The organism is Croceicoccus marinus (assembly GCF_001661675.2).
GTDB lineage: Bacteria > Pseudomonadota > Alphaproteobacteria > Sphingomonadales > Sphingomonadaceae > Croceicoccus > Croceicoccus marinus.
In genome coordinates, this window is record NZ_CP019602.1 from 2,944,299 (window position 1) to 2,961,976 (window position 17,678).

General features: G+C 67.3%; 17 protein-coding genes. 7 read left to right on the forward strand and 10 right to left on the reverse strand.

Translation table 11 applies throughout. The annotated features are described in order from the left end of the window. Positions 1-53: 53 nt before the first annotated feature. The 4 genes from A9D14_RS13975 to A9D14_RS13990 all read right to left on the reverse strand — a co-directional run bounded on the left by A9D14_RS13975 (position 54) and on the right by A9D14_RS13990 (position 4,791). Complete coding sequence (locus tag A9D14_RS13975; RefSeq protein WP_066849286.1) at positions 54-1,292, reverse strand: thiamine pyrophosphate-dependent enzyme; 1,239 nt, start codon at positions 1,290-1,292, stop codon at positions 54-56. 246 nt (positions 1,293-1,538) lie between these two features. Beyond that, complete coding sequence (locus A9D14_RS13980) at positions 1,539-2,948, reverse strand: sensor histidine kinase (protein ID WP_066847630.1); 1,410 nt, start codon at positions 2,946-2,948, stop codon at positions 1,539-1,541. A 27-nt stretch (positions 2,949-2,975) separates the two neighbouring features. Next, on the reverse strand, positions 2,976-3,668 hold the full coding sequence (locus A9D14_RS13985; protein WP_066847633.1) for a response regulator transcription factor: 693 nt from the start codon (positions 3,666-3,668) through the stop codon (positions 2,976-2,978). A gap of 250 nt (positions 3,669-3,918) precedes the next feature. Next, positions 3,919-4,791: a phosphorylase family protein gene (locus A9D14_RS13990; RefSeq protein WP_066847636.1), complete on the reverse strand. Its 873-nt coding sequence runs from the start codon at positions 4,789-4,791 to the stop codon at positions 3,919-3,921. A 67-nt stretch (positions 4,792-4,858) separates the two neighbouring features. On the opposite strand from A9D14_RS13990, the gene A9D14_RS13995 reads away from it, so the two are divergent. The 6 genes from A9D14_RS13995 to A9D14_RS14020 all read left to right on the forward strand — a co-directional run bounded on the left by A9D14_RS13995 (position 4,859) and on the right by A9D14_RS14020 (position 10,520). Next, positions 4,859-6,016 (forward strand): aminotransferase class I/II-fold pyridoxal phosphate-dependent enzyme, encoded by a 1,158-nt coding sequence (locus A9D14_RS13995; RefSeq protein WP_066847639.1) that lies wholly within the window; start codon positions 4,859-4,861, stop codon positions 6,014-6,016. Beyond that, positions 6,013-6,642 carry an alpha/beta fold hydrolase gene (locus tag A9D14_RS14000; protein ID WP_066847642.1) on the forward strand — a complete coding sequence of 210 codons (630 nt, stop codon included), beginning with the start codon at positions 6,013-6,015 and terminating at the stop codon, positions 6,640-6,642. Before A9D14_RS13995 ends, A9D14_RS14000 begins: the two co-directional genes overlap by 4 nt. Beyond that, positions 6,612-7,439: a methyltransferase domain-containing protein gene (locus A9D14_RS14005; protein ID WP_232468626.1), complete on the forward strand. Its 828-nt coding sequence runs from the start codon at positions 6,612-6,614 to the stop codon at positions 7,437-7,439. Before A9D14_RS14000 ends, A9D14_RS14005 begins: the two co-directional genes overlap by 31 nt. Further along, on the forward strand, positions 7,436-8,080 hold the full coding sequence (bioD, locus tag A9D14_RS14010) for a dethiobiotin synthase (RefSeq protein WP_415877339.1): 645 nt from the start codon (positions 7,436-7,438) through the stop codon (positions 8,078-8,080). The genes A9D14_RS14005 and bioD overlap by 4 nt, the downstream gene beginning before the upstream one ends. Further along, a complete protein-coding gene (locus A9D14_RS14015; protein ID WP_066847646.1) occupies positions 8,077-9,327 on the forward strand; it encodes an adenosylmethionine--8-amino-7-oxononanoate transaminase in 1,251 nt (416 codons plus the stop codon). Before bioD ends, A9D14_RS14015 begins: the two co-directional genes overlap by 4 nt. Positions 9,328-9,479: 152 nt before the next feature. Then, positions 9,480-10,520, forward strand: coding sequence for an NAD-dependent epimerase/dehydratase family protein (locus A9D14_RS14020; protein ID WP_066847649.1), 1,041 nt, complete (start codon positions 9,480-9,482; stop codon positions 10,518-10,520). On the opposite strand, the gene A9D14_RS14025 is transcribed toward A9D14_RS14020, so the two are convergent. Next, positions 10,488-11,450 carry an NAD-dependent epimerase/dehydratase family protein gene (locus A9D14_RS14025; protein WP_066847652.1) on the reverse strand — a complete coding sequence of 321 codons (963 nt, stop codon included), beginning with the start codon at positions 11,448-11,450 and terminating at the stop codon, positions 10,488-10,490. The genes A9D14_RS14020 and A9D14_RS14025 overlap by 33 nt on opposite strands. Before the next feature lie 110 nt (positions 11,451-11,560). Between A9D14_RS14025 and rfbF the strand changes: the two genes are divergently transcribed. Next, entirely contained in the window at positions 11,561-12,406 is an 846-nt protein-coding gene (gene rfbF, locus A9D14_RS14030; protein ID WP_066847654.1) for a glucose-1-phosphate cytidylyltransferase, read from the forward strand. Positions 12,407-12,431: 25 nt separating this feature from the next. On the opposite strand, the gene A9D14_RS14035 is transcribed toward rfbF, so the two are convergent. From A9D14_RS14035 to A9D14_RS14055, 5 genes are read right to left on the reverse strand one after another with little or no spacing between them, the layout of a single operon-like run. Continuing rightward, the gene (locus A9D14_RS14035; RefSeq protein WP_066847657.1) at positions 12,432-12,866 is read right to left on the reverse strand and encodes a hypothetical protein; all 435 of its coding nucleotides are present in this window, start codon (positions 12,864-12,866) and stop codon (positions 12,432-12,434) included. A 5-nt stretch (positions 12,867-12,871) separates the two neighbouring features. Then, complete coding sequence (locus A9D14_RS14040) at positions 12,872-14,347, reverse strand: GMC oxidoreductase (protein WP_066847660.1); 1,476 nt, start codon at positions 14,345-14,347, stop codon at positions 12,872-12,874. Between the two features lie 54 nt (positions 14,348-14,401). Beyond that, entirely contained in the window at positions 14,402-15,397 is a 996-nt protein-coding gene (locus tag A9D14_RS14045) for a phytanoyl-CoA dioxygenase family protein (protein ID WP_083987953.1), read from the reverse strand. Further along, positions 15,394-16,296 carry a DUF707 domain-containing protein gene (locus tag A9D14_RS14050; RefSeq protein ID WP_066847663.1) on the reverse strand — a complete coding sequence of 301 codons (903 nt, stop codon included), beginning with the start codon at positions 16,294-16,296 and terminating at the stop codon, positions 15,394-15,396. The genes A9D14_RS14045 and A9D14_RS14050 overlap by 4 nt, the downstream gene beginning before the upstream one ends. 19 nt (positions 16,297-16,315) lie before the next feature. Next, a complete protein-coding gene (locus A9D14_RS14055; RefSeq protein ID WP_066847666.1) occupies positions 16,316-17,674 on the reverse strand; it encodes a protoporphyrinogen/coproporphyrinogen oxidase in 1,359 nt (452 codons plus the stop codon). Positions 17,675-17,678: the final 4 nt, after the last annotated feature.

Genomic DNA, 17,678 nt, shown 5'->3' on the forward strand with positions numbered 1-17,678 from the left:
GAAGGCCGGCATCGATGGCGGCGTCGTTCACGGAAGGCTGGTTTTCCACCATGTCAGTTGCTCCCTTCGCCGGTTCGGGCGTCGCGCCGCTGGTGCAGGCGGGCGCGCTGTTCCTTGAGCCGCCAGTCGAGATCCTCGAACACGTCCTCGAACATCTCGTCGATGGGGGGCTTGGACTGGCCCAGCGTTCCGATCGCCTCGGCCTCCTTGACCGCGACGCGGACCTTTTCCTTCAGCTCTTCGGCCAGCGCGGCATGCTGGTCCTCGTCCCATGCGCCCAGCGCGATCAAATGGTCCTTGAGCCGGTTGACGGGATCGCCCAGCGGCCAATGGTTCGCCTCGTCCTTGGGGCGATAGCGGCTCGGGTCGTCCGAGGTCGAATGCCCCTCGGCGCGGTAGGTGTAGAATTCGATCAAAGTCGGGCCGTTGTTGGTGCGCGCGCGTTCCGCCGCCCACTGGGTCGCGCCCCACACGGCCAGGAAATCGTTGCCGTCGACCTTGATGCCGGGAAAGCCGTAAGCCAGCGCCTTGGCCGCAAAGGGCAGGCGTTCGGGCGCGGCGAAACCGGCGAAGCTGGAAATGGCGTATTGGTTGTTGGTCACGCACAGGATCGTCGGCGCGCGATAGGCGGCGGCAAAGGTCATCGCCTCGTGGAAATCGCCCTCTGCCGTGGTGCCGTCGCCGACATAGGCGAGGCTGATCTTGGTATCATTCTTGTAGGCGGACGCCATCGCCCAGCCCACCGCATGCACGAAACGCACGCCCAGATTGCCCGAGATCGAGTAGAAATCGTAGTCGCGCGCCGACATCAGGATCGGCAGCTGCTTGCCCGCCAGCGGATCCTCGGCATTGCTGAAGATCTGGTTGCACATGGTGGTCAGCGGATAGTTGCGCGCATGCAGCCAGGCGGCGGCGCGATAGGTGGGGAAGAACATGTCCCCCTTGTCCAGCGCCAGCGACTGTGCGGCGGCGATCGCTTCCTCGCCGGTGGACTTCATGTAGAAGCTGGTCTTGCCCTGCCGATGCGCGCGGAACAGCCGGTCGTCGAACGCGCGGGTCAGCATCATCGCGCGCAGGCCCTTGATCAGCGTGTCGGCGCTGAGCTTCGGGTCCCACGGGCCGACGGCCTTGTGGTCGTCGTCCAGCACGCGGATCAGCTCATACGGCAGGTCGCGCATGTTGGATTCGTGTTCGGCGATGTCGGGGCGGCGCACCGCGCCCGCCTTGCCGCGGTTCACATGGGTGAAATCGACGTCCTCTCCCGGCCGGGTCGGCGGTTCGGGGATGTGCAGCTCGAGCCGGGGAAGGTTGGGACGCGCGACTGCAGGAGGCGCCGCATCTGTCCCCGAGGCGGGGCCTGAACCGGTGACGGGGGTGTCTGTCACATTATCCTCTCTCAGCGATTTCGCTCATCATCGTGCCCGAACAGGCAGGCAAATGAAATTTTATATCTGTGTAATTAAATTACCACGATCGGGCCGCCGGATCAATCGCCGCCAGACAGGATTGAAGCGATCCGCGCGCGGTGCGGTTCCTGCTCAGGCTTCGGGCAAGGGGCGCAGTTCGAAGCGCGCGCCGCGCATGGTGGGGGCCAGCCGCAGTTCCATGCCGTGCCGCTCGGCAATGGCGCGCGCGAGGGCGAGGCCCAGCCCCGCGCCCTTGGCCTGGCCGGCGCCGCCATTGTGGTCGCCGCCGTTCGCGCCGCCGGCCACCCGGCCGAAGCGTTCGAAGATCGTCTCGCGATATTCGCGCGGCACGCCCGGCCCGTCGTCGGCCACCGCCACCAGCGGCCCTCCGCCCGCGCCGCGCGTCACGATCAGCCGCACCTGCCCGCCCGAAGGCACGTATTTGAACGCATTGTCGAGCAGGTTGGTGATCACGCGCGACAGCTGGATCTCGTCCCCCTGCATCGTCACGCCTTCGTCGGCCTCCAGCCGGAAATCGTGGCCCGTCTCCTCGGCGCTGGCGGTGTAGAGATCGGCGATATTGGCCGCGAGCGCGCTGATGTCGACCTCGGCCAGGCCCTGCGGATTGCCGCGCTGCGCCTCGCTCTGCGCGATGTCGAGCAGCGATTCGAGCGTGGCGACGACATGGCGGATCTCGCCCCGCGCAGCGAGCAGCCTTTCGGTGGTCTGCGGATCGGGTTCGCGCGCCTGCGACTGGGACTGGATCGCGCGCACCAGCCGGTTGTCGAGATGCATCAGCGGCGTGCGCATCTCATGCGCGATCTGGTCGGTGGTGTCGCGCTGCGCGCGCGCCAGCCGGTCCAGCCGGGCGAGCGCGGCGCTGGAATGGCGCGTCAGCTCCCCGATCTCGTCCATGCGCGACCGCCCGGTATCCAGCGCGGCGAGGCGGCGCGGTTCGGGATCGCGGAAGGCGTCGTTGATGCGCATCACCCGGCGCGACAGGCGGCTGGCGGTCAGATAGCCGGCCACGCCCACCGCCATCACCACGAACAGCCCGCCCGCCACGAAGGACAGGCCGATCTGGTTGAGCTGGATGATCGTCCACCCCGTCTCGCGCGCGGCGAGCAAGCGCATCCCGCCGGGAAACTCGACCGCGCGGGCCAGCGCGGGGCGCCCGCCGGGCAGCACGATGTCCCCCTCGCCCATGGTGTCGGCGTCGAAATCGGGCCATTGCGCCAGGTCGCCCGCCAGCCGGGTGCCGTCGCTGCCCAGCAGCAGGAAATGGTTGCCCGTCCCGGTGGGCCGGTCGATGTCGGCGCTTTCCTCGATATGGGCGATCAGCTCGCGGCGGCCGCGCGCTTCCAGGATGTCGGACATATGGCGGATGTCGGCATCGACGTTCCAGCGCACCGTCGCCTCGGCCATGCGTTCGAACTTGGTGGTGACCAGCCAGCCCAGCACCAGCACGACCGCGATCGACACGGCGATCGCCCATGCGACCAGCCGGGTGAAGATCGAATCGAGCAGCGATACACGTTGCAAGCGCGTCCCTCTACGCTGCCCCGGCCCCTAGCGGCCGTCGAGCAGACGGTAGCCTGTCCCCCAGATGGTTTCCAGCGCGGGCGTGGCGAAACCGTCCTCCAGCTTGCGGCGCAGGCGGCCGATATTGACGTCGACCACGTTGGTCTGCGGATCGAAGCCCATCTTCCACACATCGCGCAGCAGCATCTCGCGCGTGACGACATCGCCGGCATGCTCGATCAGATAGCGGAACAGCTCGAACTCCTTGGGGCTGAGCGGCAGGTGCTTGCCCGCGCGAAAGGCGGTGCGCGCCTTGACGTGGCATTCGAACGCGCCGTGGATGATCACCGCGCTATGCGTCTGCCCGGCGGCCCGCCGGTGCAGCGCGCGCAGCCGGGCGAGCAGCTCGGTCGCCTCGAACGGCTTGGCGAGATAATCGTCGGCGCCCGCGTCCAGCCCCTCGGCCCGGTCGATGGTGCGGCCCAGCGCCGACAGCATCAGCAGCGGGGTGCCGATGCCGCTGTCGCGCAATTGCTTGACCACGGTCAGCCCGTCGAAATCGGGCAGCATGCGGTCGAGGATGATCACGTCGAAATTGCCGATGCCCGCCTGGCGCATCCCCTCGGACCCGGTGGGCGCCCAGGTGACGCGGTCGCCCGAAGCCTTCATCAGTTCCTGAAGATCGGCGGCGGTGCGGCTGTCATCCTCGATATGGAGGATGTCGAGGCCGTGTTTTGCCATCCGTGGCGTTCCTTTCGTCGCTGCGGCCCGGGACGTGCGATGGGCATTCGGGGGCCGTGCGGTTTGATGATCAATGCGATTAATTTTCCGTGCGCAGAATACCGCCATAATCCCGCCTGCAACCGCACATTTGCTGACAGAAAGCTAACACCTGCCGTCATGGACCCGCCCGTCCCGCGATGGGGCAGGAAAAGCGCGCGATCGGGCATGCGAATTCTACATGCAAATGCGACTGGATTGCAAGAAGCGCCTAGTCCGCCGACAGGCGCGCCAGGATCGCCTCGAGCCGGATCAGCATGTCGGGATCGCGCGCGTCGGGCGCGGTCAGCAATGCCCCGTCCAGCGCGGTGTCGATGGGCGATGCCTCGCGCCGGGCGGGCAGGGCGGCGACGAAGCATACGACCGTGCGGCGGGCCAGATCGCCATTGGTGCGCATCTGCGCGACCACCTCGCCGATGTCGACAGCCTCGTTCTCAGCGCGCCAGCAGTCGTAGTCGGTGACCATGCCGACCAGCGCATAGGGCAGCCCCGCCTCCCGCGCGAGGCGGGCTTCGGGCATGGCGGTCATGCCGATCACGTCCGCGCCCCACTGGCGATAGAGCCGGCTTTCGGCGCGGGTGGAGAATTGCGGCCCCTCCATCGCCAGATAGGTGCCGCCGCGCGCGACCTGTCCGCCCGCGGCCTCGACCGCGTCGGCGGCCAGTGCGGACAGGCGCGGGCAGACCGGATCGGCCAGCGAGACATGGGCGGCAAGGCCATTGCCGAAGAAGCTGGCGGGGCGCGCCACCGTGCGGTCGATGAACTGGTCGACCGCGACGAAATGGCCGGGCGCCAGATGCTCGCGCAGCGACCCGATGGCCGAGATGGCGAGGATGTCGGTGCAGCCCGAACGCTTGAGCGCGTCGATATTGGCGCGGGCGTCGATCTCGCCCGGCGGGATGCGGTGGCCCCGCCCGTGGCGCGGCAGGAAGCGCAGGTTCACGTCCCCGATCCGGCCGAACAGGATCTCGTCCGAAGGCTTGCCGAAGGTCGAGCTGACCGGCAGCCATTCGGCATCCTGGAGCCCGTCCATCCGGTACAGGCCCGAGCCGCCGATCACCCCTATCGTCCATGCGCTGCTCATGCCGCCAGTCATAAGGCGAGCGGGGCGGGCTGGACAAGCCGGTGTTTTCGCGCTTGGAGCGCAGGCAATGAGCCGCTGGGACCAACATCTGCACGAGAGGCTGGCAGCGCTTGCCGCGCGAGGACAGCGGCGTTTCCCGCGCGCCGCCGCTCTGCGGCCCGGCGGCCGCCTGCTGCGCGGCGGGCGCGAGGCAGTGGATTTCTCGAGCAACGATTACCTGGGGCTGGCGCTGCACCCCCTGCTGGCGGAGCGGGCGGCGGACTATGCCGCGCGGCTTGGCGCGGGATCGGGCGCGTCGCGGCTGGTGACCGGCACGCTCGAGGCGCATCTGGCGCTGGAGGCGCGCGTCGCGGCGCTGAAGGGGGCGGAGGCGGCGCTGGTACTGGCCAGCGGATGGCAGGCCAATGCCGCGCTGGTGCCCGCGCTGGTCAAGGCGGTGCCGGGCGCGGCGGTGTTCACCGACCGGCTGGTGCATGCCAGCATCCACCACGGCTGCGCGGCGGCAGGCGTGCGCGAGATCCGCTTTCGCCACAACGATCTGGCGCATCTGGACGCGCTGCTGGCCCGCCATGCGGACGCGCCTGCGCGCATCGTGCTGACCGAGAGCGTATTCTCGATGGATGGCGACCGCGCGGATGTGGCGGCGCTTGGCGCGCTGGCAGGCCGGCATGACGCGCTGCTGGTGGTGGACGAGGCGCATGCGACCGGCGTGCTGGGGCCGGGCGGGGCTGGATTGACCCACGGCATCGCGGGCGTCGATATCGCGATGGGCACGTTCAGCAAGGCGCTGGGCGGCTTTGGCGGCTATCTGGCCTGTTCGGCAGTCATGCGCGACTGGCTGGTCAATGCGGCGGGGGGCTTCGTCTTTTCCACCGCCCTGCCGCCCGCGGTGCTGGGCGCGGCGGATGCGGCGCTGGAGCTGGTGCCGCAGATGGATGCCGAGCGCGCGCATCTGGAGGCGCTGGGCGAGCGGCTGCGCGGCGGGCTGGCGCGGATGGGCATCGACAGCGGCGGGTCGACCACGCAGATCGTGCCCGCCATCGTCGGGGCCGAGGAGGATGCACTGCGCCTGTCGGCCCTGCTGGAGGAGCGCGGGATGGTGGCCGCCGCGATCCGCCCGCCGACGGTTCCGCCGGGCACCAGCCGCCTGCGCATCGCCTTGCGCGCCGGGCATTCGCATGGCGATGTCGACGATCTGATCGCGGCGCTGGAGGCGGCGCGGTGAAGCTGCTGTTCGTGCATGGCTGGGGTTTCGACGCGTCGCTGTGGGATGCGGTGATCGCCTGCCTGCCGGATGCGGATTTGGTGCGCGCGGATCGCGGCTATTTCGGCGGGGCGGCGTGGCCGACCGTCGAGGGGCCCTGTCTTGCGGTCACGCATAGTTTCGGCAGCATGGCGCTGCTGGCGGATCCGCCCGCGGATTGCCGGGGCCTGCTGGCGATCAACGGCTTCGACCGCTTTGCCGAGGGCGAGGGGAAGGCGGGGGTTCCCCTGCGCGTGATCGACCGTATGCTGGCGCGGCTGGAGGGCGATCCCGCTACGGTCCTGCGCGATTTTCATGCGCGGCTGGGCAGCGATGTTCCGCAAGGCAAGCCCGATACGGCTCGGTTGCGGCAGGATCTTACCGCGCTTCGCAGCGATAACCAGCGCGAGGCGACTGCGAATTTCGCAGCGCCGATCATCGCGCTGGATGGCGCGGACGATCCGCTGCTCTCTGCCGCGATGCGGGCCGGGCAATTCGCTGATGCGGCGGATCTGCAGCGCGAGACGCTGGATGCGGGCCATCTGCTGCCCCTCACCCACCCGGAGCTATGCGCGGCGTGGATCGAGCGCTTGCGGGTGGCGGCGTGATCGCGGCGCATTCCCGTGCCGTCGCTGCCGCCTTCGGGGGGGCGGAGGACTACGACCGCCACGCCCGCGTCCAGCGCGTCGCGGCCGAGGCGCTGGCGGAGCGCATTGCCGCGCTGGGGCTGGAGGGCCCGCGCGTGCTGGAATTCGGCTGCGGAACCGGCTTCCTGACCGAGGCGATGGCACGGCGCGGCGTTAGCGGCGGCGAGTGGCTGGTCACCGACCTGGCCCCCGCCATGGTCGAGCGATGCCGGCAGCGCATGGGCGGGCGTGGCGGCATCGACTTCGCGGTTCTGGACGTGGCGCGCGGCGACCCGCCGATGGCGGGGACCTATGATCTGGTCACCGCAAGCCTGGCCGCGCAGTGGCTGGGCGATCTGGACGAGGCGGCGGGGCGGATGCTGCGCTGGGTGCGGCCCGGCGGGCATGTGCTGTTCAATACGCTGGGATCGGGCACGTTCCGCGAATGGCGCGGCGCGCTGGCCGCGGCGGGAGCGGAAGCGGGCACGCCTGCCTATCCGTCGGCGGAGGCGATTGCCGCGATCCGGACCGCATCGCACGCCAGCCCCGTGCGGACCGATATGCTGACAGACCGGCACGGCGATGCGCGCAGCTTCCTGGCTTCGCTGAAGGCGATCGGCGCGCATGTGCCTGCCGAAAATCATCGCCCGGTCGGCCCCGCCCGGATGCGCGCCGCCATGCGCCATTTCGAACGGGCGGGCAGCATCGCCAGCTATGAAGTCGTGACCTGCCATTTCCGCCGCTTGTCCTCGGAGATTATGTCCACGGAGATTTCATGATGACCAGGCCCATCGTCGTTGCCGGAACCGATACCGATGTCGGCAAGACCGTGTTCGCCGCCGCGCTGGCGGGCGCGCTGAAGGCGCATTACTGGAAGCCGGTGCAGGCGGGCTTCGACCCCCATGAGGGGCGGATGGAAGGCGATGCCGACCGCGCCGCGCGGCTGGGCGGCATCCCGGCGGAGCGCATCGTGCCCGAGATGCACCGGCTGCAGACGCCGTGTTCGCCGCACCGCGCGGCGGAGATCGACGGGGCGGCAATCGACCCCGACAGCCTGACGATCCCGCAGGTGGACGGCCCGCTGGTGATCGAGATGGCGGGCGGGCTGATGGTGCCGCTGACGCGCGAGGTGACGTTCCTCGACGTGATCGCGCGCTGGCAGGTGCCCACCGTGCTGGTCGCGCGCACCGCTTTGGGCACGATCAACCATAGCCTGTTGTCGATGGAGGCGCTGCGGCGGCGCGATGTGCCGCTGATCGGCGTGGCCTTCATGGGCGAGGCCAACGAGGACAGCGAACGCACCATCTGCGAAATGGGCCATGCCAGGCGGCTGGGGCGGATCGACCGGCTCGACCCGCTGGATGCCGGCACGCTGGCCGCCGCGTTCGGCGCCGGTTTCAGCCTGGAGGACTTCCGGTGAGCTCGATCTGGCATCCCTTCACCCAGCACGGGCTGAACGAGCCGATCCCGCTGATCGAGCGAGCCGAGGGCGCGACCCTGTTCGCGAAAGACGGGCGCCGGATCATCGATGCGATCTCGTCATGGTGGGTGACCACGCACGGGCATTGCCATCCGCCGATCATGCGGGCGATTGCCGAGCAGGCGGGCAGGCTGGACCAGCTGATCTTTGCCGGCTTCACCCACGAACCGGCGGAAGCGGTGGCGCGGGGGCTGCGCGCGATCATGCCCGAAAGCCTGACGCGGGTGTTCTTCTCCGATTCGGGATCGACCGCGGTCGAGGTCGCGCTGAAGATGGCGCTGGGTTTCTGGACGCATACGGCCGGTTCGGGCGGAGAAGCGCGCAGCCGGATCGTGGTGATGGAGCATAGCTATCACGGCGACACCATCGGCGCGATGTCGGTGGGCGAACGCGGGGTGTTCAACCGGCCATACGATCCGCTGCTGTTCGACGTGACCAGCATCCCGTTTCCGGGCCAGGGAAGCGCGGGCGATCCTCAGGCCACGCTGGACGCGCTGGAAGCCGCCTGCGCGAACGGCGCGGCGGCGCTGATCGTCGAGCCGCTGGTGCTGGGGGCGGGCGGCATGAAATTCTACGCACCCGAGGTGCTGGCCGCAATGCGCGCGATCTGTGCGCGGCATGGCACATTGTTCATCGCGGACGAGGTGATGACCGGCTGGGGCCGCACCGGCACGCTGCTGGCCTGCGAACAGGCCGGTGTGGTGCCCGACATACTCTGCCTGTCCAAGGGGCTGACCGGCGGGGCGATGCCGCTGGCCGTCACCATGGCGAGCGAGCCGATCTTTGCCGCGCATCTGTCGGCCGACCGGGCCAGGATGTTCTTCCATTCCTCGAGCTATACCGCCAATCCCATCGCCTGCGCCGCCGCCGCCGCGAACCTGGCGATCTGGCGCGAGGAGCCGGTGCTGGACCGCGTGGCCCGGCTGGAGGCGATGCTGGCGCAGCGGGTCGATGCGCTGGCCGGACGGCGCGCCATCCGCAATGCCCGCGTGCGCGGCGGGATCGCGGCGTTCGAACTGGGAGAGGGTGACGGCTACATGGCGGGCGACGTGCCCGCGATCATGCGCCACTGCCTGGAACGCGGCGTATTGCTGCGGCCGCTGGGCAGCACGATCTATGCGATGCCGCCTTTCTGCATCACCGAAACCGAGCTGGACCGCGTGTTCGAGGCGATCGCCGCAATCTGATTTGCCGCTGTCCCATGCAGGGACGCTTTCGCGCGCAAGCCCCTCTAATCCCGAAGAACAGTTGGTCCCGAACCCCCTCGCTACCTAGACCGGCCCCCGCGCATGGCGAGCAAGGGCCCCATGCGGCGAATGGCACACCCGGGGGGTTTTGAATGCGCGTACTCGTGACTGGATCGGACGGCTATATCGGGGCGATCCTGGGGCCCGACCTGATGAAACGCGGCTTCGATGTCGTGGGCTGCGACACCGGCTATTACAGCGCGGGGTGGCTGTATCCCTCGCCCGATCCGGTGCCCATGTCGATCCGCCGCGACATTCGCGCGATCCGGGCAGAGGACCTGGCCGGCTTCGACGCAATCGTCCATCTGGCCGAGCTGTCGAACGATCCGCTGGGGCAGCACGATCCCGACATCACCTACAAGATCAATCACGAAGGCACGCTGAGCCTGGCGCGCGCCGCGCGGGCGGCGGGGATCCGGCGGTTCGTCTATACCTCGTCGTGCTCGGTCTATGGCGCGGCGAACGGCGATTACGAATTCGTGGACGAGACGACGCCCCCCAATCCGCAGACCGCCTATGCCGAATGCAAGGTGCGGGTGGAGCAGGACCTGGGCGCGATGGCGGGCGACAATTTCGCGCCCTGCTTCCTGCGCAACGCCACCGCATACGGGGCCAGCCCGCGCATGCGCTTCGACATCGTGCTGAACAATCTGTGCGGCCATGCGATGACGTCGGGCGAGATCCGGCTGACCAGCGACGGCACGCCGTGGCGTCCGCTGGTGCATGTGAAGGACATCTGCCAGGCGATCCGCCTGTCGCTGATGGCGCCCGAGGACGATATTCGCGGGCAGATCTTCAATGTCGGCGATACCGATTCGAACTACCGCGTCATCGATGTCGCGACCATCGTGTCCGAAACGTTTCCCGGCTGTACGCTGACGGTGGGAGAAAGCGACGGCGACAATCGCAGCTACAAGGTCGGGTTCGACAAGATCCGCAAGGTGCTGCCGCGATTCCGCTGCGAATGGACGCCCGAACGCGGCGCGCGGCAATTGCGCACCCTGTTCGAGGCGATCCACCTGACCGAGGAGGATTTCAACGCGGCGCCCTATACGCGGCTGAAGATCCTGCTGCAGAACAAGGAAAAGCGGCTGCTCGATTCAGAGCTTTGCTGGACGCTTCCGGTCGTCTGATCGGGATACCGCATGTTCGCGCCGCCACTCGATCGTCTGCCGCAGCGCTTCGTCAAGCGGGGTGCGGGCGTGCCAGCCGGTGTCGCGGGCGATCTTGCCGACATCGGCGGCGATCAGCGGGGCTTCGTCCGGACGGTCGGGCAGCGCGCCGATGCGGACCAGGTCGAGCCGTTCCATGATGGCGCCAATCCGTTCGACCAGGTCGCGCAATCGCACCGCCTCGCCCGAGGCGACGTTATACGCGCCGATGGCCCCCGTTTCGGCAAGCGCGGCGATGCCGTGGCCGACATCGCCGATCAGCGCGAAGTCGCGGCGGGTCAGGCCGCTGCCGGTCAGCGCCGGTTCGCCGCGCAGCAGGCTGTCGATCACCGAGGGCACCAGCCGGGCCGCAGCCTCGTGCGGGCCGAACAGATAGAAGATGCGCGCCCACGCCAATGTCCCGCCCAGCGCGCCGGCGCGCGCCGCGGCCATGCCGTGCAGCTGCGCCTTGGCCTGGCCATAGAGCGATTCGGGCGCGATCGGCGTCGCATCCTCGCGGCAGGGGTCGTCGCTGATCGCATATTCGGCGCAGCTGCCGCAGCCCACGACATGCTTGCCGCCCGCCTGCCAGAACGCTTCGAACAGAGCCATGCTGGCATCGCGCCAGTCCATGTTGTCGGGCGCGTTCCACAGACCGCCGGCGCGGCTGCGCGCCCATGCGGCATGGATCAGCGCGGCGGGCCGGTGGCGGGCCAGCACGTCCTGCACCGCGGCGGGGTCGAGCAGGTCGACCGGTTCCCAATATTCGTCCCGCGGCGCATCGGCGGGCCGCGTGCCCAGCGCCACGACGGGCCTGCCGCTGCCGCGCCCGACCATGCGCAGCGCGCGCACGACCGCGCGACCGACGAAGCCGCTGGCGCCGGTAACCATCACGGGCGCGACCTGATGCATGGTGGTTACTCCCGCATTGGGCCGCGCGTTAACCCGCATGAACCGCCTGCGCGGCTTGCGCGGGGGTGCCGCGTAAAGGATTATCCATTCGTATTCTCAGGGGGGCATGCATGAAAGTTGTCATTCTCGCGGGCGGTCTCGGCACGCGGTTGAGCGAAGAAACCTCGGTCCGGCCGAAGCCGATGGTCGAAGTCGGCGGGAAGCCGATATTGTGGCACATCATGCGCCATTACGCGCATTTCGGCTACAAGGACTTTGTCGTATGTTGCGGCTACAAGGGCGAGGTAATCAAGGAATATTTCCTGAATTACCGCTCGATCAGCAGCGATTTTTCCATCGACCTGGGCAGCGGCAAGATCGATTTCCACGCGCCTTCGGATGAGGACTGGAAGGTCACGCTGGTCGATACCGGCGCGGATTCGATGACCGGCGGGCGCGTGCGGCGCGTGCGCGACATCATCGGGGACGAGCCGTTCTGCCTGACCTATGGCGACGGGCTTTCCAATGTGCCGATCGACCGGCTGGTCGCGTTCCACAAGGCGCAGGACAAGTGGGCGACCGTCACAGCCGTGCTGCAGCCGGGCCGCTTCGGCGCCCTGGGGATGAGCGAGGACGGGCGCGACGTCACCGGTTTCCGCGAAAAGGGCACGCAGGACGGCGGGCATATCAATGGCGGCTTCTATGTCTGCCAGCCCGAGGTGTTCGACCTGATCGAGGGGGACGCCACCATCTGGGAACGCGACCCGATGGAGCGGCTGGTCGAGCTGAACCAGCTGGCCGCGTTCCGGCACGACGATTTCTGGCAATGCATGGACACGCTGCGCGACAAGACCGTGCTTGAGGAGATGTGGGAGCAGGCCGATTGCCCGTGGCGGCAGGTCTATGCGCCGCAGCCCGTCGCCGCGCCGCTGGACCAGACGGTTGCTTTCCTGGAGCGGGCCAAGCAGACCGCCTAGGCCCGGCCGGACCGGAAGAACCCGCCTATGCGAAGCGCGCGAACGGGTTGCCGCAGCCTTCGGCGATGCCGTAATATTGCACCGGCTCGCCCGGAGTGTTGCGCTGGAAGAAGTTCGATCCCATCATGAAGCGCGTGGCGACGCGGCGGACGAAGGTCTCGTACGGGCCTTGTCCGCCCAGCGCTTCGTCCAGCGCGGCGAAGCCCGCGATCTGCTGCATGTACATGAGCGGCCTGACCTTGCCCAGATCCTCGTCCGATTGCAGGTAATCGGCGGCGAACGCCTCTGCCGCGCCGGGGGCAATCGGGTCGTGGGGGATGTAGTGGCGCACCAGATCGGCATAGAAATCCTGCAGCTGCGAGGTGAGCACGAACGCGCCCCCGCCCGCCAGCAGCACCGCGCCTGCCCCGCCGCCGATCAGCGCATTCCTGCGCGTGAGCCGGGGAATGAAATCCGCCATGTCCTCTACCCCACCAGCCTTTCCGCCGAGCGCAGCGACATCGCCGCCGCGGTCAGCGTGGGATTGACGCTTCCGCTTGTCGGGAAGGTCGACGTGCCCACCACCACCAGATTGCGCACCGCGTGGCTGACCAGGTCGCGGTCGACCACCGAATTCCCGATGTCGGTCCCCATGCGGCAGGTGCCCTGCACATGGCCCAGCGTCGGCCAGATCTTGGGGTCGCGGATCTCCTCGACCGGCAGCGGTTTCAGGATCTCGGGCAGGCGGCTCATCGCGTGGTCCAGCGTGTTCTGGGCATAGGGCGACCACGGCGCGAACTTGACCGCGGGCACGTCGCCGCCATCGTCGAACACGCCATTGTCGTAATGCATGTGATCCTCGACATAGAGGCCGAGCGGCAGGCTTTCGCGCCAGCGGCCCGGCGGGTCGAGCCGGACGCCGTGGTCGAAGCCGTTCTTGAAGATCAGGAAAGTGGTGCCGCGGTCCTTGGTGCGCCCGTCCTTCAGCAGCGACAGGTTCATCGTGGTGGTCGCGGTGCCGCCGTTGTAATGCTCAAGCCCGTCCAGATAGACCTCGACATTGGCGAGCATCTTTTCGCCCAGGTAGCGGCCCACGCCGTGCCCGCCGATGCCCGAACGCAGCATGATGAAGGGCGACCACAGCGCATTGGCGCCCAGCACGCACAGATCGCAGGCCGCCTTGTAGTCCTTGCCCGCCTGCCGGAACTGCACCGATTTCACCACACCGCCCGCGGTGTCGAGCATCTGCACCTCGGCATCGACCACGATCGATACGGCGGGATGCGACAGGACGTCCCGGAACCCGTTCAGCGCGTTGAACTTGGCATCCACCGGGCAAAGATGGCAGCGCGAGGTGGAACAGCAGCGATTGCGGCTGCTCTCCTCGGTCGCGAGCGAGAGCTTGGCGGTGGGCATCGGGTAATGCAGATGGCCGGGCCGGGCGCGCATCATCTCGTCCGCGGTGGTCAGATGATGGTGCGGCTGCGGAAAAGGCGCGGTGCCGGGATAATGCTCCTCCAGCTCGTCCGAGCCGGCGATCAGCATCTTGCGTTCGGCCTGCTGGTAATAGGGGACGAGGTCGTCGTAGGTGATCGGCCAGTCCACGCTGGTCCCGGTCATCGTATGGATGCGGAAATCGTCGGGGTGGAGGCGCGGGGTCAGCGCCCACCAGCAATTGCTGCTGCCGCCAAGCCCGATCGTATAGGCCCATTCCTTGTGGAATTCGCCGATGTTCCTGTAGGTCCGGTGGTTGTCGACCGTGGAATTCTGCAGGTTCTGCAGCTGCCAGTCGTGCGTGTTGTAGCCGCCCTTCTCGACGATCAGGACGCGTTGGTCAGGCCGTTCCTGCAGATATTTCATCAGGAAGAACAGCGATCCCATGCCCGAGCCGACGACCACCAGGTCCCAGCTGTCCGACGCGGCATCTTGTGCGCTGATGAATTTGATGGCGATCCTCCCCATGGATCCGAGGGCGCGGGGGTCTTTTCTGTCCCGCGCCCGTGTTCAATATCTCGATCAGCCGGTTTCGGCCGGGCTCCGTTCGGTCTTCTGGCGTTCGGCCACGTCAGAGGAGAAGACGAGAATGCCGTCCTCGGGCTTGTCGCCGATGTCGTATAGCGCGACCACCTCGCCGGGCAGCTGCGCCTCGTCGCTCATGCGGCGGAAGTCGCGCAGGGCGGTGCCGGTCGAGCCATTGTCGACATTGCGCGCGCCCACACCATCGGCGACATGCTCGCCGTCGACGATGCGGAAATCGATGCTGAAGCGGGTCATGCCGGTCACATTGTCCGATGTCGCATGCAGCTGGTTGGCCGAGAAGATCACCGCGCCGCCCACCGGCAGCGTCACCTGCACCGCGGCGGGATGGTCGAGCGGGGCGAAAGGCTGCGGGATGCCGCGCTTGTCCTCGCCCTGCTTGTGCTCCGCCGCCTTCAGCCGGCCGCGCGCATTCCAGGCATAGATGTTGAAATCGTCCGACGAATTCTCGACCCCCGTCTCGACGTAATGCGGGTAGAATTCCATCGAGCATTCGCGGCTCATCGGAAAGATCGGCAGCCAGAACTGGATCTGCTGCATCGGCGCGGACCACCAGGTATCGCGGTGCGGCGGCTGCTTGTGCCCCACGCCCGAGGTGAGATAGCCGTCGCTCGACACAACGCGCATGCGCGGCACGTCGAGATAGGTGCGGTCCGGGTCGAAGCCCAGCTCCTTCAGGTATTGTTTCTGCAGCACGCGGGTCTGCGGATCGTGGATGAAGCGCGGCTTGACCGCCGCCGCACGCTCCACGAATTCGTCGACCGACAGATGATGCTGCGCGGTGCGCGGATCGTGGGGGGCGAACACCTCCTCGATCATGCGCTGCGCGTGCTGGCACAGCGCGATGCTGGCGGGGGTGGGCGGCAGCAGGTTGAGCTGGCCGCGATAGATCGCCTTCTCCTCCTCCTCAACCGGGCCGGGAAGGCCCACGGTCACCGCGATGGAATGCCGGTCGTTCGGGCGATGGGCTGTCATAGCGAGGCCTCTGTTCTCTGGAGCGGATGGGCGGATTGCGGGGTATAGTTCGCCTCGGTCACGGCGCGCACGAACATGCCCAGCCCCGACCTGAAGCAGCGCGGCGTGTCGCGATAGCGCCAGCAATTGGCGACCAGGCTGATGCCGTTGGCGATCCGCGTGCGCGCCGCGGTGATGCGGCGGCCTGCGTCATCGATCCCGCCATAGACCATCATCTTGTCGGGGATGTTGTCATAGCTCTTGATCATCGCCTCCATCTCGGCATGGGGGCCGACGGCTTCGCGCGCGAAATCCTTGTAGATGCCGCCGGTCGCGTGGGGGCGGGTGTGGACCATCGAAATCTCGTCGATGATGGCCGACTTGAACGCCGGTTCGGGCATGGTCACGGTCCAGATCCGGTCCATGCCCCAGCCCGACTTCACCTTGGCCATGCGCGGCATGAAGCTTTTGAGGTAATCGGTGCGGATCGCGGTCGCCATGCATTCGACGAAGTTGGAAAAGCGCAGCTTCGTGCCCGCGCATTGCAGCAGGATGGGATAGCAGAAGAAGCTGTCGGCATGCAGCGAAGGCTGGGCCAGCAGCAGGCCATGTTCCTCGCAGATCTCGAAATAGCGGTTGAGGTCCTGCTTGGTGAAGATCAGGTCGTCGTCCATGAACGCGATATAGCGGTAGCGGTCCATCAGGTCGGGATTGGCGTCGAGATAGCGATAGATGCTGTCCCACTTGGTCCCCGCGTCGATCGAGACCGGCAGATCGCCGTCGGCGCCGATTTCGGGATCGTCGATCCACTGGCTGACCTGCAGGTCCCAGTTGCGCGGACCCGGCCCCTTCAGCCAGTCGTGGTGCAGCGACGTCCTGCCGCCGCGCACGAAGACGAGATAATCCCGCGTTCCGGTCACTTGAGTCCCCCGGTTCACCTTAGCGTCCCATTGCGGCGGCGGCCCCCAGCGGCCGCGTTTGCAGTCTGTCCAGCGCCCTCAGCGCGGCCTGTTCGCCGCTGGTGAACGCCTGGTCGGTCCAGATGTAGCCCCAGTCGCCGAAGCGGCCGCAGTAGGCGATGCCGATCTCGTCCAGATACTCGTGGATCAGCTTCACCGCGGCGGGGCGGTCATGGTCGAAGATGATGTTGGCATAGGGCGCGACGATGGTGCTGGTGTGGTTCACCTGGTCGCGGCCGTCGATCAGCCCGGCTTTCAGCAGGCCGTCGATCACCGGTTCGATATAGGCGTCGGCAGGCTTGGTGCGCGGCTTCCATTTCTTCGAGAAATAGACCTCGGCCTGCAGCGCGCTGCAACCCTTGGGCGCGACATTGGGGGAGAAGTTCGACGGATAGGACAATCGCGCGAAGCAGATGTCCTCGTCATAGAAATAGGTCCAGTGCGCGTCCTTGATGAACGGCTTGGTCACGCCGATATTGACCAGCACGACTTCGGTACAGGCGAGCTTTTCCGCCGCTGCCTTCACGTCGTCCGGCGCGCCCTTGATCATCGGGATCAGGCTGGGCAGCGCTACGGACGAGACCAGCGCGTCATAGGGCTTCACGCGCCCGCCCGACATCGTCAGCGTGCGGGCGCCGGGGTCGATGGCCACAATCTCGGAATTCACCTCAAGGTTCGCGCGTTGGCGAAAACCGTTGAGATAGGAGACGAAGCCGCCATGCGTCGGATAGCGGAAGTGGTCGACGTAATGGACATCGGGCGATTTCTTGTCGAGCGCGCCCACCAGCACCTGTTCGAGAGTGGGGCGATAGAGCCGCGGGCCGAGCCAGTCGGTCGTCAGGTTCTTCGCCTCGGTCGAGTGGTATTTCTTGGTGTATTCCATCGGGAAGGTGCGCGCGAAGCCCTCTCCGAAGGCGGCAAGCAGCCAGTCCTCGTAATTCTCGATTCGCGCGTCCTCGATCGGGGTCTTGGTCGCCTCGACGAAGTCGGTGATGCATTTCACCACGAGATCGGTGGGCAATCCGTGCAGACTGGTCTGCGCGGGATGCTTGATGAAATGGCCCTGCCAGAAATTGTCGACATAGGCGCGCAGCTTTTCGAACGAGCCGCCCAGCGAATCGGCGAACAGTTCCTGCAGACGCTTGTCCTCGGTGAACGAGATATGCGGGCCTTCGTCGAACAGATAGCCGTCGCCATAGGCATGGGTCGAGGTGTGCCCGCCATGCACGGCGCGCTTTTCATAGATCACCGCGTCGACATTCTCGCCCGACAGTGCGTGCGAGGCGCCGAAGCCGGCGAAACCCGATCCGATGATGGCAATATTCGGCTTGCTGGCCACTTTG

What these genes read in the sequence shown, in the direction of transcription:
- A9D14_RS13985 (WP_066847633.1), bottom strand. Translation starts at nt 3,668, where the DNA reads ATGGCAAAACACGGCCTCGACATCCTCCATATCGAGGATGACAGCCGC.
- A9D14_RS13990 (WP_066847636.1), bottom strand. Translation starts at nt 4,791, where the DNA reads ATGAGCAGCGCATGGACGATAGGGGTGATCGGCGGCTCGGGCCTGTAC.
- A9D14_RS13995 (WP_066847639.1), top strand. Translation starts at nt 4,859, where the DNA reads ATGAGCCGCTGGGACCAACATCTGCACGAGAGGCTGGCAGCGCTTGCC.
- bioD (WP_415877339.1), top strand. Translation starts at nt 7,436, where the DNA reads ATGATGACCAGGCCCATCGTCGTTGCCGGAACCGATACCGATGTCGGC.
- A9D14_RS14020 (WP_066847649.1), top strand. Translation starts at nt 9,480, where the DNA reads ATGCGCGTACTCGTGACTGGATCGGACGGCTATATCGGGGCGATCCTG.
- A9D14_RS14025 (WP_066847652.1), bottom strand. Translation starts at nt 11,450, where the DNA reads ATGCATCAGGTCGCGCCCGTGATGGTTACCGGCGCCAGCGGCTTCGTC.
- rfbF (WP_066847654.1), top strand. Translation starts at nt 11,561, where the DNA reads ATGAAAGTTGTCATTCTCGCGGGCGGTCTCGGCACGCGGTTGAGCGAA.
- A9D14_RS14035 (WP_066847657.1), bottom strand. Translation starts at nt 12,866, where the DNA reads ATGGCGGATTTCATTCCCCGGCTCACGCGCAGGAATGCGCTGATCGGC.
- A9D14_RS14040 (WP_066847660.1), bottom strand. Translation starts at nt 14,347, where the DNA reads ATGGGGAGGATCGCCATCAAATTCATCAGCGCACAAGATGCCGCGTCG.
- A9D14_RS14045 (WP_083987953.1), bottom strand. Translation starts at nt 15,397, where the DNA reads ATGACAGCCCATCGCCCGAACGACCGGCATTCCATCGCGGTGACCGTG.